The sequence below is a fragment of the Streptomyces collinus genome, assembly GCF_031348265.1.
GTDB classification, from domain to species: Bacteria; Actinomycetota; Actinomycetes; order Streptomycetales; family Streptomycetaceae; genus Streptomyces; species Streptomyces collinus.
Genome location: NZ_CP133771.1, coordinates 5,589,458 through 5,602,673 on the forward strand (window position 1 = coordinate 5,589,458; position 13,216 = coordinate 5,602,673).

At 69.7% G+C, this 13,216-nt stretch carries 11 protein-coding genes; 9 read left to right on the forward strand and 2 right to left on the reverse strand.

Annotation, left to right across the window (positions count from 1 at the left end; translation table 11 throughout):
• Window positions 1–67: 67 nt before the first annotated feature.
• On the forward strand, window positions 68–1,606 hold the full coding sequence (gene hutH / locus RFN52_RS25560; protein ID WP_184854033.1) for a histidine ammonia-lyase: 1,539 nt from the start codon (window positions 68–70) through the stop codon (window positions 1,604–1,606).
• A 71-nt stretch (window positions 1,607–1,677) separates the two neighbouring features.
• On the opposite strand, the gene RFN52_RS25565 is transcribed toward hutH, so the two are convergent.
• On the reverse strand, window positions 1,678–1,992 hold the full coding sequence (locus tag RFN52_RS25565; RefSeq protein WP_184849350.1) for a hypothetical protein: 315 nt from the start codon (window positions 1,990–1,992) through the stop codon (window positions 1,678–1,680).
• A 109-nt stretch (window positions 1,993–2,101) separates the two neighbouring features.
• Between RFN52_RS25565 and RFN52_RS25570 the strand changes: the two genes are divergently transcribed.
• From RFN52_RS25570 to RFN52_RS25595, 6 genes are all read left to right on the forward strand, one after another.
• Complete coding sequence (locus RFN52_RS25570) at window positions 2,102–2,431, forward strand: hypothetical protein (protein ID WP_184849352.1); 330 nt, start codon at window positions 2,102–2,104, stop codon at window positions 2,429–2,431.
• A gap of 247 nt (window positions 2,432–2,678) precedes the next feature.
• The gene (locus tag RFN52_RS25575) at window positions 2,679–3,944 is read left to right on the forward strand and encodes a L,D-transpeptidase (protein ID WP_229856531.1); all 1,266 of its coding nucleotides are present in this window, start codon (window positions 2,679–2,681) and stop codon (window positions 3,942–3,944) included.
• Between the two features lie 136 nt (window positions 3,945–4,080).
• Window positions 4,081–5,535, forward strand: a complete 1,455-nt coding sequence (locus RFN52_RS25580) for an ABC transporter permease (protein ID WP_184849354.1) — start codon at window positions 4,081–4,083, stop codon at window positions 5,533–5,535.
• Window positions 5,536–5,641: 106 nt separating this feature from the next.
• Window positions 5,642–6,325 carry an ABC transporter ATP-binding protein gene (locus tag RFN52_RS25585; protein WP_184849357.1) on the forward strand — a complete coding sequence of 228 codons (684 nt, stop codon included), beginning with the start codon at window positions 5,642–5,644 and terminating at the stop codon, window positions 6,323–6,325.
• 267 nt (window positions 6,326–6,592) lie between these two features.
• Entirely contained in the window at window positions 6,593–9,847 is a 3,255-nt protein-coding gene (locus RFN52_RS25590) for a S8 family serine peptidase (RefSeq protein WP_374050221.1), read from the forward strand.
• An 81-nt stretch (window positions 9,848–9,928) separates the two neighbouring features.
• Window positions 9,929–10,441: a hypothetical protein gene (locus RFN52_RS25595; protein ID WP_184849358.1), complete on the forward strand. Its 513-nt coding sequence runs from the start codon at window positions 9,929–9,931 to the stop codon at window positions 10,439–10,441.
• A gap of 35 nt (window positions 10,442–10,476) precedes the next feature.
• Here the strand turns inward: RFN52_RS25595 and RFN52_RS25600 are convergent, their stop codons facing one another.
• Complete coding sequence (locus RFN52_RS25600) at window positions 10,477–11,391, reverse strand: helix-turn-helix domain-containing protein (RefSeq protein WP_184849360.1); 915 nt, start codon at window positions 11,389–11,391, stop codon at window positions 10,477–10,479.
• Between the two features lie 181 nt (window positions 11,392–11,572).
• Here RFN52_RS25600 and RFN52_RS25605 point away from each other — a divergent pair, with 181 nt between their 5' ends.
• Both RFN52_RS25605 and RFN52_RS25610 read left to right on the forward strand, forming a co-directional pair.
• Window positions 11,573–12,613 (forward strand): NAD(P)-dependent alcohol dehydrogenase, encoded by a 1,041-nt coding sequence (locus tag RFN52_RS25605; protein WP_184849362.1) that lies wholly within the window; start codon window positions 11,573–11,575, stop codon window positions 12,611–12,613.
• A gap of 197 nt (window positions 12,614–12,810) precedes the next feature.
• Window positions 12,811–13,194 carry a VOC family protein gene (locus RFN52_RS25610; RefSeq protein WP_184849364.1) on the forward strand — a complete coding sequence of 128 codons (384 nt, stop codon included), beginning with the start codon at window positions 12,811–12,813 and terminating at the stop codon, window positions 13,192–13,194.
• Window positions 13,195–13,216 lie beyond the last annotated feature (22 nt).

Sequence of the window (13,216 nt, forward strand, 5' to 3'; positions counted from 1 at the left end):
TAAGGGGCGAACGCCGTCCCCAGTGGTGACATCATCGAATTCACTGCGTACGCTCCTGAATATGGATATGCACACTGTGGTGGTGGGGACGTCCGGGGTGACCGCGTCCGACGTGCTCGCCGTGGCGCGCGGCGGCGCCCCCGTCGAGCTCTCCGAGGAGGCCGTGGCCGCCCTCGCCGCAGCCCGCGAGATCGTGGACGCGCTGGCGGCCAAGCCGGAACCCGTGTACGGCGTGAGCACCGGCTTCGGGGCCCTGGCGACCCGGCACATCAGCCCGGAGCTGCGCGCGCAGCTCCAGCGCAACATCGTCCGCTCGCACGCCGCCGGGATGGGCCCGGCCGTGGAGCGGGAAGTCGTGCGCGCCCTGATGTTCCTGCGGCTGAAGACCGTCTGCTCCGGCCGCACCGGCGTACGCCCCGAGGTCGCGCAGACCATGGCCGACCTCCTCAACGCCGGAATCACCCCGGTCGTGCACGAGTACGGCTCCCTCGGCTGCTCCGGCGACCTCGCGCCGCTGTCCCACTGCGCGCTGGCGCTCATGGGCGAGGGCGACGCCGAGGGCCCCGACGGTGTCGTGCGCCCGGCCGCCGAACTCCTCGCCGCGCACGGCATCCAGCCGGTCGAACTGCGCGAGAAGGAGGGCCTCGCCCTCCTCAACGGCACCGACGGCATGCTCGGCATGCTGGTGATGGCCCTGGCCGACCTGGAGACGCTCTACCGGTCCGCCGACGTCACCGCCGCCCTGTCCCTGGAGGGCCTGCTCGGCACCGACAAGGTCCTCGCGCCGGAACTGCACGCCATCCGGCCGCACCCGGGCCAGGCCGCCAGCGCCGCCAACATGCTGGCCGTGCTGAAGGGATCGGGCCTGACCGGGCACCACCAGGACGACGCCCCGCGCGTCCAGGACGCCTACTCGGTGCGCTGCGCCCCGCAGGTCGCCGGCGCCGGGCGGGACACCATGACCCACGCCCGGCTGGTCGCCGACCGCGAGCTGGCCGCCGCCGTGGACAACCCCGTCGTGCTGCCCGACGGGCGGGTGGAGTCCAACGGCAACTTCCACGGGGCGCCCGTCGCCTACGTCCTGGACTTCCTCGCCATCGCCGCCGCCGACCTCGGCTCCATCGCCGAGCGGCGCACCGACCGGCTGCTCGACAAGAACCGCAGCCACGGCCTGCCGCCGTTCCTCGCCGACGACGCCGGTGTGGACTCGGGCCTGATGATCGCTCAGTACACGCAGGCCGCGCTGGTGAGCGAGCTGAAGCGGCTCGCCGTACCGGCGTCGGCCGACTCGATCCCGTCCTCCGCGATGCAGGAGGACCACGTCTCGATGGGCTGGTCGGCGGCGCGCAAGCTGCGCACGGCCGTCGACAACCTCACCCGGGTGATCGCCATCGAGCTCTACGCCGCCACGCGCGCGGTGGAGTTGCGCGAGGGGCTGACCCCGGCGCCCGCGTCGCGGGCGGTCATCGACGCCGTACGGGACGCGGGAGTTCAGGGACCCGGGCCGGACCGGTTCCTCGCGCCCGACCTCGCCGCGGCGGACGCGTTCGTGCGCGACGGGCGGCTGCTGGCCGCGGTCGAGAAGGTCACCGGGCCGCTCCAGTAGGGCCGCGGGGGCCCTGCCGTCAGGGCGGGCGGGGGCCCTGCCGTCCGGCGGGGCCCCCGCGTCAACCGCTGTCAGAAACCGAGGCGTTCCCGGCGCACCGAGTACACGACGAACCCGGCGCCCAGCGTGAGGCAGAAGGTCCCGCCGATCACGTACGGCGTGCTGTCGAAGCTGCCGGTGTCGGCGAGGCGGGCGCCGCCGACGGAGGCGTCCGCGGTCGTGGCGGCGATCCGCGCCTGCTCTGTGACCTGCGGCGACGGACTCACCGAGACCGCGTCTCTCACCGGGGAGTCCGACGTCGCGTTGGCGGACGGGACGAACCACAGGGCGCCCAGCAGGGACGCCGCGGCGGTGGCGGTCAGCAACGATCGGCGAGCGGATGACACGGAATATCGATCCCCTTGTGGCGCTGGCGAATTGGCCGTGTGGGGCGATGTTAGTGAAAGTCGCGGGTCACGGGAAAGTCACGGGAGGACCTGGACGTACGCTCGCGCCATGAGCACTCCAGAGACATCACGTTTTGTACGGCTTCGGGTGGAAGTCGTCCTCGAGGTCGACGACGCGGACGCGGTCACCAAGTCGGCGCTGCGCCGGATCGCCGACGAGGCAGAGATGCCGGCTTCGGAACGGGCCCACGCCGAGAGCGCTGTGACGGAAGACACCGCGGAGGCCCTGGCCTACCTCGTGGACCCGTTCGACCTGGTCAGCCAGGTGCCGGGGGTGGAGCTGCAACAGGCCTCCTGGAGCTGCGAGCGGATCGACTACGACCCCGACTCGCCCGACTGGGACCTCGACGAGGATGATGGCGACGACAGCGACGGCTGAGCGTCCGGGAAAATCGTGACCCCGAGCGGCAACCGCCGCCCGGGTCTTCGCGTCTCAAACGGCGCACCGACCCCACCCGTATCGCCGGCACCGCCCGTCACGGACGTGGTGATCCCCACACCTGCGTGACATGGGGAACCGGAGGAACCAGTCGTAGCGTTGAAAGTTCGGGACGAGGACTCACGAGTGGCGGCGGGGGCACTCAGTTGTGACGGGGACACTCGGGGTTCTGGGGAAATCGGCAATGATGGAGAAGCGTGTGATGACGGTCAGCAAGCGGCGCAAGGGCCTGACGGTCGCGTCCGCACTGCTCGGCGGAGTGCTGATGCTCTCGGCGTGTTCCGGAGGCGATGACAGCGCCTCCGGGGGCGACGGAGGCGACAGCTCCCAGTCGAAGGTCGACGAGGCCGCGGCGAAGAAGACCTCCGAGGCCCAGATCAAGATCACGCCCGAGGACGGCTCCGACAACGCCTCCATCAACAACTCGGCCGCCGTCACCGTGAGCAAGGGCACGCTCACGAACGTGAAGATGACGACGCCGGAGGGCGCGGAGGTCAGCGGCCAGATATCCGCCGACAAGACCAGCTGGAAGCCCACCACCCAGCTGGAGCGGTCCACGACCTACAAGCTGTCGGCCGAGGCGAAGGACTCCGACGGACGCGTCGCCCACGAGAACGCCTCGTTCACCACGGTCTCCCCGGCCAACAGCTTCATCGGCAACTTCACGCCGGACGACGGCACCACCGTCGGCGTCGGCATGCCGGTCTCGATCAACTTCGACAAGGCGATCACCAACAAGGCCGCGGTCCAGAAGGGCATCAAGGTCAGCACGACCGGCGGCCAGGAGGTCGCCTGCCACTGGTTCAACGCCAACCGCATGGACTGCCGGCCCGAGGACTACTGGAAGGAAGGCTCCACCGTCACGCTGAAGCTCGCGCTCGACGGCGTCGAGGGAGCCGAGGGCGTCTTCGGCGTCCAGCAGAAGACGGTCACCTTCAAGATCGGCCGCAACCAGGTCTCGTACGTCGACGCGAAGACCAAGCAGATGAAGATCACGCAGGACGGCAAGACCGTCCGCACGATCCCGATCTCCGCCGGCTCGCCCGAGAACAAGACCTACGAGGGCATCATGGTGATGTCCGAGAAGTTCAAGGAGACGCGCATGAACGGCGCGACCGTGGGCTTCACGGACGACGACGGCAAGGGCGAGTACGACATCAAGGACGTGCCGCACGCCATCCGCCTCTCCAGCTCCGGCACGTTCATCCACGGCAACTACTGGGGCGCGAAGTCCATCTTCGGCAGCGTGAACACCAGCCACGGCTGCGTGGGTCTGCAGGACGCCAAGGGCGCCGACGACCCGAACACCCCGGGTGCGTGGTTCTTCAAGAACTCGATGCTCGGTGACGTGGTGGTCGTCGAGAACACCGGCGACAAGACCATCGCGCCGGACAACGGCCTCAACGGCTGGAACATGAACTGGGCCGACTGGAAGGCCGGCTCGGCGGTCTGACGGTTCGCCGGCTTCGCTGACGAAAAGGCCGCGGCCCACCCCTCGCCAGGGGTGGGCCGCGGCCTTTTCGTCTCTTCTCATCCACCTCTTATGCGCGGCTCAAGTCCTCATCACAGACCGCCCCTAGCTTGCTGCCATGTTCTTCACCTATCTGAGGCGCGAGCTGCGCCGCCGCAGAAAAGCGGCCCTCGTCGTCGCCTCCGGACTGGCGCTGGGCATCGCGCTGGTCATCGTCGTCTCCTCCGTGTCCGCCGGTATGGGCCGGGCGCAGGACAAGGTGCTCCAGTCGCTGTACGGGCTGGGCACGGACATGACCGTCACCAAGGCCGTTGCACCGGCCGGGAGCGACGCGCAGCGGCCGCGCTTCCGCTTCGACGCGCAGGACGACGGGTCGGGCGGCGAACAGAGCAGCGACCGTGTCATGGTGCGCGGCTTTCAGACCCTGGCCGGTTCGACCGTGGGCAGGGTCGGTGCGCAGAGCGGCGTCGCGGACGCGGTGGGCGGCCTGAGCCTCCAGGTCGTCAAGGTCAGCGGCGCGTTCACACGGGGCCGGTTCGAGCAGGGTGAGGGCGGCGGCGGGCAGGGCTTCGGCCGGGGCGGGGCCCAGCCCTCACCGCAGGGCCGGGTCGAGGGCGGCGGCGCCGACTTCGACGTCAACAACTACTCCGTCTACGGCACCGACGTCACCAAGCCGGCCCTCGGCCCGCTGACCTCCTCGAAGATCACCAGCGGCCGTTCGTTCACCAGGAGCGAGACGGACGCCAGGGTCGCCGTGGCGGATGCCGCGTACGCCAAGGAGAAGAAGCTCAAGACCGGCTCCACGGTCACCGTCAAAGGCACCGGTTTCAAGGTGGTCGGCATCGCCACGGCCGACAGCGGGGACGCGGCCGCCGACCTCTACGTCCCGCTGAAGCAGGCGCAGACCCTGGCCGGCGCCAAGGGCAAGGTCACCACCATCTACGTCAAGGCCACCGACTCGCAGCGGATCGGCAGCGTCAAGTCGGAGATCCAGAAGGACGTTCCGGGCACCACGGTCACCACCTCCGCCGACCTCGCCGGCACCGTCTCCGGCTCCCTGTCGACGGCCTCCTCCCTCGCCGCGGGCGTCGGCAAGTGGCTGTCGATCGTGGTGCTCGCCGCCGCTTTCCTGGTGGCGGGGCTGCTGACCTCTTCGGCGGTCTCCCGCCGGGTCCGCGAGTTCGGCACGCTCAAGGCACTGGGCTGGAAGTCGGGCCGGGTGACGCGGCAGGTGGTCGGCGAGGCGGTGGTCAACGGCCTGGTGGGCGGTGCGCTGGGCATCGCGCTGGGGCTGGCGGGCGCATACGCCGTGACGGCCGTGAGTCCCACGCTCCAGGCACAGTTGGGCGGGGGAGGCGGTGCCGGTGGTGGCGGCTTCGGGGGCTTTCGGGGCGGCCCGGGCCGTGAGGCGGCGGGGAAGACCCTCGACGTCGCCCTCACCGCCCCGGTCAGCCTGACGACCATCGCCCTCGCGGTGGGCCTCGCGGTGACGGGCGGGCTGGTCGCAGGGGCCTTCGGCGGCTGGCGGGCCTCCAGACTGCGCCCGGCGGACGCACTGCGGCGGGTGGAGTAGGCGTTCCCCTCGGGCCGACGGCACCAGCACGGACCTCAGGGGCGCGGCGACTGCGCCACAAGCCCTCACGCACCCGCACGCGAAGAACGATTCAGGAGCTCCCGCCATGTACGAACTCAGAGCTGTCACCAAGCACTACACCCGCTCCAAAGACACCGTCCAAGCCCTGGACGGCATAGACCTGACCATCCCCGACGGCGACCGGCTGGTCATCCAGGGCCCCACCGGCGGCGGCAAGTCCACGCTGCTGCAGATGCTCGGCGGTCTCGACCGCCCGACCTCCGGCCAGGTCGTCCTGGACGGCACCGACCTCGCCGCACTGCCGGAGGCCAGACTGACCCGCGTACGGAGCGAGAGCATCGGCTTCGTCTTCCAGTCCTTCAACCTCATCCCGACGCTCACCGCGCAGGAGAACGTGGAGACGGCCCTCGTCCCCCTCGGCGTGAAGCCGAAACAGCGACGCGAACAGGCCGCGGAGGCACTGGAGTCGGTCGGCCTCGGCGAGCGCAGCGCGCATCTTCCCGGCGAGATGTCCGGCGGTCAGCAGCAACGCGTGGCCATAGCCCGGGCCCTCGTCAAACAGCCGAAGGTGCTCCTCGCCGACGAACCCACCGGAAATCTCGACGAATCGATGCGCGACGAGATCATGGACGTGCTCGAACGCATGTGGGAGGAACTCGGTCTCACCTTCGTCATGGTCACCCACGACTCGGCGATTGCGCGGAAGGCCCCGCGCCTGGCGACGATCCGCGAGGGCCGGATCAGCGTCACCGAGAACACGCGTGCGTAACCGCGCTGCCCTGTAACGGAGTTCCGACGGCCGTGTAACAGTCGGCCGACGGATTTCTTACCCTCATCTCATCTATTGAGCACCTGATCACCCCTCGGCATACTGCCTATTCCGGGGGGTGTACGTGCATGCGTACGAGACCACCCCCGGCCGGGTGAACGGGGAATTCACCCGGTTCTTCTGCAAGGGGGAAACTTGCGCAGACAAGTGAAAAGGGCGTGCGCGGCCACGGTCGCCACAGCGGCGGCCGTGGCCCTGGCGGCGGGTATGACCAGCCCGGCGTCGGCCAACGGCGAGCAGGCGGCAGCGTCCGCCAAGCCGGCGTCCCTTACCGCCAAGCACCGCATCACACTGATCACCGGTGACCGCGTCGTCCTGGACGCCAAGGGCCGTGTCATCGGCCTGGAGCATGCCAAGGGCCGCGAGAACGTACCCGTCCAGATCCGCAAGGTCGACGGCCACACCCTTGTCATCCCGGTCGACGCGGCCCGCCTGGTCGCCACCGGCAAGCTCGACCAGCGGCTCTTCGACGTCACCGAGCTGAACAAGTCCACGACCCGGAAGGCCCAGAAGAAGGGCCTGAAGGTCATCGTCGGCTACCGGGGAAGCGCCGCGTCCACCAAGGCCGACGTCCGTGAGGCCGGCACCCTGCGCCACACGCTGAAGTCCGTGAACGCGGACGCGGTGCAGACGCCGCAGGCGGAGACGCCCGAGCTGTGGGACGCGGTCACCAACGGCGAGAAGACCGCCTCCGGTATCGCGCACGTCTGGCTCGACGGCGTCCGCAAGGCCAGCCTCGACAAGTCCGTCCCCCAGATCGGCACCCCGAAGGCGTGGGCGGCCGGCTACGACGGCAAGGGCACCAAGATCGCCGTCCTGGACACCGGTGTGGACGCCACCCACGACGACCTCAAGGGTCAGGTGGCCGGCGCCAAGAACTTCACCACCTCGCCCGACGCCACCGACAAGGTCGGCCACGGCACGCACGTCGCCTCCATCGCGGCGGGCACCGGCAAGAAGTCCGGCGGCAAGTACAAGGGTGTCGCGCCCGGCGCGAAGATCCTCAACGGCAAGGTCCTCGACGACGGCGGATTCGGCAGCGACTCCGAGATCCTCGCCGGCATGGAGTGGGCCGTCGCCGAGGGCGCCGACGTCATCAACATGAGCCTGGGCGGCGGCGACACGCCCGCGATCGACCCGCTGGAAGCGGCGGTGAACAAGCTGTCCGACGAGAAGGGCGTCCTGTTCGCCATCGCGGCCGGCAACGAGGGCGACTTCGGCGAGCAGACCATCGGCTCCCCGGGCAGCGCCGCCGCGGCTCTCACCGTCGGCGCGGTCGACGACAAGGACAAGCTCGCCGACTTCTCCAGCCGCGGCCCCGGCATGGACGGCGCCCTCAAGCCCGACGTGACCGCGCCCGGCGTGGACATCACGGCGGCCTCCGCCCCGGGCAACCAGATAGCCCAGGAGGTCGGCGAGAAGCCCGCCGGCTACATGACGATCTCCGGTACGTCGATGGCGACCCCGCATGTCGCGGGCGCGGCGGCGATCCTCAAGCAGCAGCACCCGGAGTGGAAGTACGCCGAGCTGAAGGGCGCCCTCACCGGCTCCACCAAGGGCGGCAAGTACACCCCGTTCGAGCAGGGTTCGGGCCGGATCCAGGTCGACCAGGCCATCAAGCAGTCCGTGATCGCCGAGCCGGCCTCGGTGAGCTTCGGTGTGCAGCAGTGGCCCCACACCGACGACAAGCCGGTCACCAAGGAGCTGACGTACCGCAACCTCGGTACGAAGGACGTCACGCTGAAGCTGGCGTCGACGGCCACCAACCCGAAGGGCCAGGCCGCCCCGGCCGGCTTCTTCAAGCTCGGTGCCACCTCGGTGACGGTCCCGGCCGGCGGCAAGGCCTCCGTGCCGTTCACCGTCAACACCAAGCTGGGCGGCACGGTCGACGGCGCGTACTCGTCGTACGTGACGGCCACGGGCGGCGGCCAGACCGTCCGCACGGCGGCGGCGGTGCAGCGCGAGGTCGAGTCGTACGACGTGACGCTGAAGTTCCTCGACCGCGACGGCAAGGCGGCGAAGAACTACAACGCCGACCTGACCGGCATCACGGGCAAGAACAAGGGCAAGTCGTCCATGCCGTACGACGAGGACGGCACGGTCACCGCCCGTGTCCCCAAGGGCACCTACGTCCTGAACACGAACATCTTCGCGGGCGACGACCCGGAGAAGTTCGAGGGCGTCGACTGGCTGGCCCAGCCCAAGCTGAACGTCACCAAGAACACGACGGTCACGCTGGACGCCCGCAAGGCCAAGCCGGTGGACATCACCGTCCCGGCCACGGGCGTCAAGTCGGAGTTCGCCTCCGCCGACTACACCGTGGAGGCCGGTGAGGGCAGCTACGGCTTCGGCTGGTGGCTGGACTCCTTCGCCGACATCCGCACCGCCCACGTCGGTTCGCAGATCACCGACGGTTCGGTGACCCAGCAGTGGGACGGCCACTGGTCCAAGGGCGGCAAGGAGGAGTACGACGTCATCGCCGGCGGCCCGGTCAAGCAGCTCGCGACCGGTTTCACCAAGCACTACAAGGCGAGCGAGCTCGCCACGGTGAAGGCCGGCCTCGGCGCGTCGGCGAGCGGCAAGAAGGGCTCCGTCAACGCGGTGGGCTGGATGCCGTGGAGCTCCAGCGCCTCCTCGATCGGCATCCAGCAGACCCTGCCCGGCACCCGCACCCTGCACCTGTCCGCGCAGGGCGGCGTGAAGTGGCAGCTGGAGTTCGCCCAGTCCGGCGGTGTCGACGCCGACGGGTTCCCGGTCGACGAGGCCGCCTACGCGATGGGCACGCACAAGTTCGCCGCCGGCAAGAGCTACTCGAAGACCGTCAACACGGCAGTCTTCGGACCGCGCCTGAGCGGCGACTTCGGGGTCTTCCGTGAGGGCAACGAGATCTACGGTTCCCTGCCGCTGTTCGCCGACGGCAAGGGCAACGTGGGCTACTCGGAGTTCTCCGCGGTCGACACGACCCTCTACCGCAACGGCACCAAGGTCGGCAGCAACGACGACCCGCTGTTCGGCGACAAGCAGTTCAAGGTCCCGGCCGGTGACGCCGCGTACAAGCTGACGACGTCGGTCAAGCGCAGCGTCAAGGTCGCCGCGGCCTCCACCCGCGTCGACGCCAGCTGGACGTTCCGCTCGAAGAAGACCAGCGACATCACCAAGCTGCCCGTCTCCACGGCCCGCTTCCTCGCGGCCACGGGTCTGGACAGCAAGGCCCCGGCCGACAAGACCGTCAAGATCCCGGTCACCGTCGAGGGCGCGGCCAAGGGCAGCAACCTGAAGTCGCTGTCGGTGTACGCGTCGTACGACTACGGCAAGACCTGGAAGAAGCTCACCGTCAAGGACGGCAAGGTGAGCGTCAAGAACCCGGCGAAGGGGAAGGGCATCTCCTTCCACGCCAAGATCGCCGACAAGAAGGGCAACAAGTCGACGATCTCGATCTACAACGCGTACTACGGCAAGTGACCAAGCCCTAGGGCAAGCGCGTTGACGGCCCGTCGGAAGCCTCGGCTTCCGGCGGGCCTGCCGCGTCAGTAGGGTCCTCGCATGACCGCCGCAGTGACCGCCATGATCACCGCCGTCGTGGGCGTCCTCGGAACGCTCTTCGCACCGGTACTCGGCCAGCGGCTCTCCGCACGGCAGCGGGACGAGGAGACCCGGGCCGACGAGCGGCGACGGCGGTTCGAGGAGCGCAGAGACGCGTACACGGCGATGAACAGGGCCTCGCGCCAGTTCCACACGCTCCTGAAGGACGCCCTGCACCGCATCCGCGACGGGGTCTACGGCGATGCCGAACGCGGCCGGCTCGAAGAGACCCGGCGCGACTACCGGGACCGGTACGCCGAGGCGCAGATGATCGTGCCGGAGCGGATCCTGGAGGCCTCACGGTCGGTGAACGAGGTCCTCGCGGGCATCGACGCGGCGGTCAAACGGCTCGACCGCGGCGTGGCCCGGGACGGCGAGAGCGCCGAGGGAGCACTCCTGGACCTGAAGGAGGCCGAACCGCGGCTGTCCGCGATGCGCAGGCTGATGCGGGAGGACCTCGGCGTCGACGACTGAGACGAGGAGGACTCCTCCTATTCCTCCTACTCCTCCTACTCCGACGGCGCCGACGCCCTCGTGCCGGAGCGGGTCGCGTCCGCCCCCCAGCTCGCCAGCAGGCGCAGGGCCTCCGCCGACGGGGTGCCCGGTTCCGCGTGGTACGTGATCAGGGACTGCTCGCTCTCGTCTACCAGGCGGAACGTCTCGAAGGACAGGGCCAGCTCGCCGACCAGGGGATGGCGCATGCGCTTGACGCCGTAACTCTTCTCCTTGACGTCGTGGGCGGCCCACAGGCGGCGGAAGTCCTCGCTCTTCACCGACAGCTCGCCCACCAGGGCCGACAGCCTCGGGTCGTCCGGGTGGCAGCCCGCGTCCATGCGCAGGTAGCCGACCATGTCGGACGCCTTCTGCTCCCACTCCAGGTACAGCTCGCGGTACTCCGGGCGCAGGAACACCATCCGCGCCCAGTTCCGCTCCTGGGCCGGCACCTCGGCCCAGTCGCCGAAGAGGGCCGAGGCCATGCGGTTCCAGGCCAGGATGTCGGAGCGGCGTCCGACGATGTACGCGGGGACGCTCTCGATCGAGTCCAGCAGATGCCGCAGCGCCGGCCGCACCTGCTGGCTGCGTGCCGCCGGCTTCTTCTTGTGCTGCTTCGGCTTCGCCAGATGCATCAGGTGCGCGTGCTCGGCGTCGCTCAGCCGCAGGGCGTGCGCGATCGAGTCCAGCACCTCCGCCGAGACGTTGCGGCCGTTGCCCTGCTCCAGCCGCGTGTAGTACGCCACGGAGACCCCGGCCAGCTGCGCCAGCTCCTCGCGGCGCAGCCCCGGCACCCGGCGCCGCCCGAAGTCGGGCAGCCCCACGTCCTCGGGCTTCAGCCGGGCCCGCCGGGTGCGCAGGAACTCGCTGAGCTCGGCGCGCCGGTCCAGGCCGCCGCCGGCCGTACGTGCGGGTTCGGGCTGCTCGTCCATGCCGTCCAGTATTCACGGTCGTACGCACACGAGCCTGACCCCACCAGTGGTACGCACCGTGTGCGTACGCAAAAGCGTGGTCTGGGTGGACGCTCGCGGATCGGGCACGCTGGTGATCGTGCCCGGTCAGAAGATCCAGAAGGCAGCCGGGCACACAACCCCCGCTAGGAGAACCCCCGGCATGACCACTGTTGCTGCGTACGCCGCTCCCGCTCCCAAGGCTCCGCTGGAGCGCACCACCATCGAGCGCCGCGAGGTCCGCGAGTTCGACGTCCTGATCGACATCAAGTTCGCCGGCATCTGCCACTCGGACATCCACCAGGCCCAGGAGGGCTGGGGCGAGGCGATCTTCCCGATGGTCCCCGGCCACGAGATAGCCGGTGTCGTCACCGAGGTCGGCCCGGGCGTCACGAAGTTCGCCGTCGGCGACCGCGTCGGCGTCGGCTGCATGGTCGACTCCTGCCGCGAGTGCGAGAACTGCAAGGCCGGGCGCGAGCAGTACTGCGTCAAGGGCAACGTGCCCACGTACAACGGCATCGGCAAGGACGGCGAGCCCACCTACGGCGGCTACGCGCAGAAGGTCGTCGTCGACGAGAACTTCGTCGTCCGCATCCCCGACGGGCTGTCGCTCGACGTCGCGGCCCCGCTGCTGTGCGCCGGCATCACCCTGTACTCCCCGCTCAAGCGCTTCGGCGCCGGCCCCGGCAAGAAGGTCGCGATCGTCGGCCTGGGCGGCCTCGGCCACATGGGCGTCAAGATCGCCAACGCCCTCGGTGCCGAGGTGACCGTGCTGTCGCAGTCCCTGCGCAAGCAGGAGGACGGCCTGCGACTGGGCGCGGCCCACTACTACGCCACCAGCGACCCGAAGACCTTCGAGGAGCTGGCCGGCACGTTCGACCTGATCGTGTCCACGGTCTCCGCCCCGCTGGACTTCAACGCCTACCTGTCGCTGCTGAAGACCGAGGGCACGCTGGCGAACGTCGGCGCCCCCGAGGAGCCGATCTCCCTCAACCTCTTCTCGGTGATCGGCGGCGGCAAGACCCTCGCCGGTTCCATGATCGGCGGCATCGCGGAAACCCAGGAGATGCTGGACTTCTGCGCCGAGCACGGCCTCGGCGCCGAGATCGAGCTGATCCGCGGTGACCAGATCAACGAGGCGTACGAGCGCGTCCAGGGCAGCGACGTGCGCTACCGGTTCGTGATCGACACGGCGACGATCTGACCGCCGACCTGCTGACCTGCTGACCTGCCGACCTGCTGGACAGCACCCTCTGAGGGCCCCGGCCGCGTGCCGGGGCCCTCAGGGCGTTTCGCGATGCACGACGGGGCGCACGCGGGGTACACGTGGGGGAGTGCGCGGGGTACACGTGAGGGGAGTGCACCAGGGGGGTCCGCCAGGTACGTCAGGGGAGGCCCACCATGACCGTGCAGCTGAACCACACCATCGTCGCCGCCCACGACAAGCGCGCCTCGGCCCGGTTCCTCGCCGACCTCCTGGGGCTCGACGTGAGTCCTCCCTACGGCCCGTTCCTCCCGGTCGAGATCTCCAACGGCGTGACCCTCGACTTCATGGACAGCCCCGGCGCCATCACGCCGCAGCACTACGCCTTCCTCGTCTCCGAGGACGAGTTCGACGAGATCTTCGGCCGCATCCGGGAAGCCGGTCTGACGTACTGGGCGGACCCGTTCCACAGCCGTCCCGGCGAGATCAACCACAACGACGGCGGCCGTGGGACCTACTTCGACGACCCCGACGGACACCGCCTGGAGATCATCACGAGGCCCTACGGCAGCGGCGGCTGAGCCGTCGCCGGGTCCCCCGCAC

Bases quoted from the DNA above. Each gene is read 5' to 3' on its own strand.
- RFN52_RS25570 (WP_184849352.1), top strand. From the start codon at position 2,102: ATGAGCACTCCAGAGACATCACGTTTTGTACGGCTTCGGGTGGAAGTC.
- RFN52_RS25595 (WP_184849358.1), top strand. From the start codon at position 9,929: ATGACCGCCGCAGTGACCGCCATGATCACCGCCGTCGTGGGCGTCCTC.
- RFN52_RS25575 (WP_229856531.1), top strand. From the start codon at position 2,679: ATGGAGAAGCGTGTGATGACGGTCAGCAAGCGGCGCAAGGGCCTGACG.
- hutH (WP_184854033.1), top strand. From the start codon at position 68: ATGCACACTGTGGTGGTGGGGACGTCCGGGGTGACCGCGTCCGACGTG.
- RFN52_RS25580 (WP_184849354.1), top strand. From the start codon at position 4,081: ATGTTCTTCACCTATCTGAGGCGCGAGCTGCGCCGCCGCAGAAAAGCG.
- RFN52_RS25610 (WP_184849364.1), top strand. From the start codon at position 12,811: ATGACCGTGCAGCTGAACCACACCATCGTCGCCGCCCACGACAAGCGC.
- RFN52_RS25590 (WP_374050221.1), top strand. From the start codon at position 6,593: ATGACCAGCCCGGCGTCGGCCAACGGCGAGCAGGCGGCAGCGTCCGCC.
- RFN52_RS25605 (WP_184849362.1), top strand. From the start codon at position 11,573: ATGACCACTGTTGCTGCGTACGCCGCTCCCGCTCCCAAGGCTCCGCTG.
- RFN52_RS25585 (WP_184849357.1), top strand. From the start codon at position 5,642: ATGTACGAACTCAGAGCTGTCACCAAGCACTACACCCGCTCCAAAGAC.
- RFN52_RS25600 (WP_184849360.1), bottom strand. From the start codon at position 11,391: ATGGACGAGCAGCCCGAACCCGCACGTACGGCCGGCGGCGGCCTGGAC.